Annotated in this window: 3 protein-coding genes; all 3 read right to left on the reverse strand. The window is 60.1% G+C overall.

The annotated features are described in order from the left end of the window. On the reverse strand, positions 1-391 hold a 391-nt coding region (locus WB794_RS13430; protein ID WP_337336358.1), incomplete at its 3' end, for a hypothetical protein. Between the two features lie 167 nt (positions 392-558). Beyond that, a complete protein-coding gene (locus WB794_RS13435) occupies positions 559-1,185 on the reverse strand; it encodes a hypothetical protein (protein ID WP_337336359.1) in 627 nt (208 codons plus the stop codon). A gap of 32 nt (positions 1,186-1,217) precedes the next feature. After that, positions 1,218-2,028: hypothetical protein (locus tag WB794_RS13440; RefSeq protein WP_337336360.1), on the reverse strand; the 811-nt coding region annotated here is incomplete at its 5' end.

Here is a 2,028-nt window from a genome sequence, read left to right on the forward strand (position 1 = left end):
GCTCCTTGTAGCGCCCGGCCTCTTCCCGGCTCGTGAGCTGGCCCTTGTTGTCGTAGCCGTAGGCGCTGTTCTGCACGGTGCAGCCGGGCCCCGTGCATACACCCACCAGCTGGCCGTTGAGGGCGTTGTAGCTGCGCGCGATGGTGGGGCCGACGCTGGAGCCGCGCCGCTCCACCAGTACCGCGCCGCGCGCGTCCACCTCGTCCACGGTGGTGTGGAAGGAGGTGCCGCAGCTGGGCGCGGTGTCCGCCTCGGTGGAGTCGCACAGGCGGGTGGCAAAGCCCTGCGTATCGAACTGCTGCTTGAGCCACCCGCCGCTGGCATCGCGCGTCTTCCAGGCCCGGCCGTAGCTGTCGTACCGGGTCTCTTCGCGGTAGGTGCGCCCGTCCATGGTGCTGTCGCGGCTGCGCCATCGCCGATGCGGCGATGGCGCGCGCCGGTCATGCCGAAGACGATGCGCGTGGCGATTCGTGATGAGCGAAGGGACGGGGCTGGGCATGGGTAGCTACATGAAGCGGCGGAATCCGCACTGCGGGTTCCGCCCTACTTGCTGCGAAACTACATAAGTGGATGAGGACCACTTGCGCGGAAGACAAACACATCCGGAGCTCCACCTTCTCGAGGAGAGATCCGCACGCCCAGCAGTTCGGGAGAAAGTTCACGTGCAGAAAAAGTTATAGTCACTCCACTCGCGGCAGTTCGGACGATAGACACCACATTCTCAAGAACAATTTTTTCGAAGAAAGTAGGGAGATCTGCCGTTTGGAACTTGAGTAGTCCAGGCGATCCGCCCAATACTGGTATCGAAGCACGTATGAGTCCGATCAATTCCGATAGCTCCTGTTCAGACGCTTCACCTGTGACCGGCCGGAAATCTTCAAGAGTCGCGCCCTCACACTTGCGAAAGGCCAACTGCCACTCCTCTTGATGACGCACAATCTCCGGATCAGAGCGTCGCCCCCTCACTCCGAAGCCATGTACACGAGTAGCACAGATCGCTGGATAGATGTTCTTCGGTTCCTCATAGGCGTACACAAACCAATCGCTCTCATCGTCGTCCCGTAGCTGCTCCTGCTCGATGTGCCACGGCGATTGAACGCCAGCGGAAGCAACTAAAGATTCAAGCCGCTCATCAGAAAGCAGACCATGGTGACTTGCCATTGCACACCCTCCAGCAGCGGCCATCAACGCAACTCCAACGGATCTCAAAAAGAACATCAGCGATACCCCCCCGAGAGGTTATACAGATCTCTGCCGACTAACGAGCGGGCTGCATCGTAGGACATGATACTTCCCGAATTTGGAGGTGCGTGCGACAACCCCAACGAATGTCCGAACTCGTGCGCCATCGTTCCTCGGCCGGTCCAGTTTTTGATCGGTGCCAAACGAACTTGAGAGGAGCCGAATGCCGGTACAAATGCCGCCACTTGACCGCCGCTGACCATCGAGTTCAACCGGGTCCACTCGCGATTTGACATTCGAACGGCTTGCCAGTCACCGTCGCTTTTCACGACACTCATCGAAATCTCGGACCGATAAGTCACACCCTCGTACGCCGCAGTCGCCCCGTTCCATATCGCGTTCACATCCGCTGCAATTCGAGAAGCACTGGGGCCAGAGACCGTTAGTGCACCACGAAGAACCGTTACCCCATCTTCCTCGACGATGGTGATCTTGTTCGCCCACTCTAGATTCGGGGACTCCATCGACCAGCGCGCACCAGCTGGATTGCCTGGGCTGGCTCCGCAATCACAGGTTTCTACGCTCGCTGTACGGCTGGCCATGCTCCCAAACGCATAACTAAACGCCGCCGTCACCGCCCCATTGCCGAACTTCCCACCCGTCATCACCGAGGTGGTGCCACCCAAGACTGCAACGGCAGTGCCTTGGCGAATCGGTCCTTCCAGCTTGCCGATGCCGGGGCTGAGTGCCTGCGTGAATCCCGCACTGACAAACCCGTGCCCGAACTTGCCGCCCTGCAGGCTGCTCATCACTCCACCGGCTGCCGCATGGGCCAGCACGCCTTGA

The sequence above is a fragment of the Denitratimonas tolerans genome (assembly GCF_037203605.1).
Taxonomy (GTDB): Bacteria; Pseudomonadota; Gammaproteobacteria; order Xanthomonadales; family Xanthomonadaceae; genus Denitratimonas; species Denitratimonas tolerans.

Coding starts and splice junctions, on each gene's coding strand:
- WB794_RS13435 (WP_337336359.1), bottom strand. CDS start 1,185: ATGGCCGCTGCTGGAGGGTGTGCAATGGCAAGTCACCATGGTCTGCTT.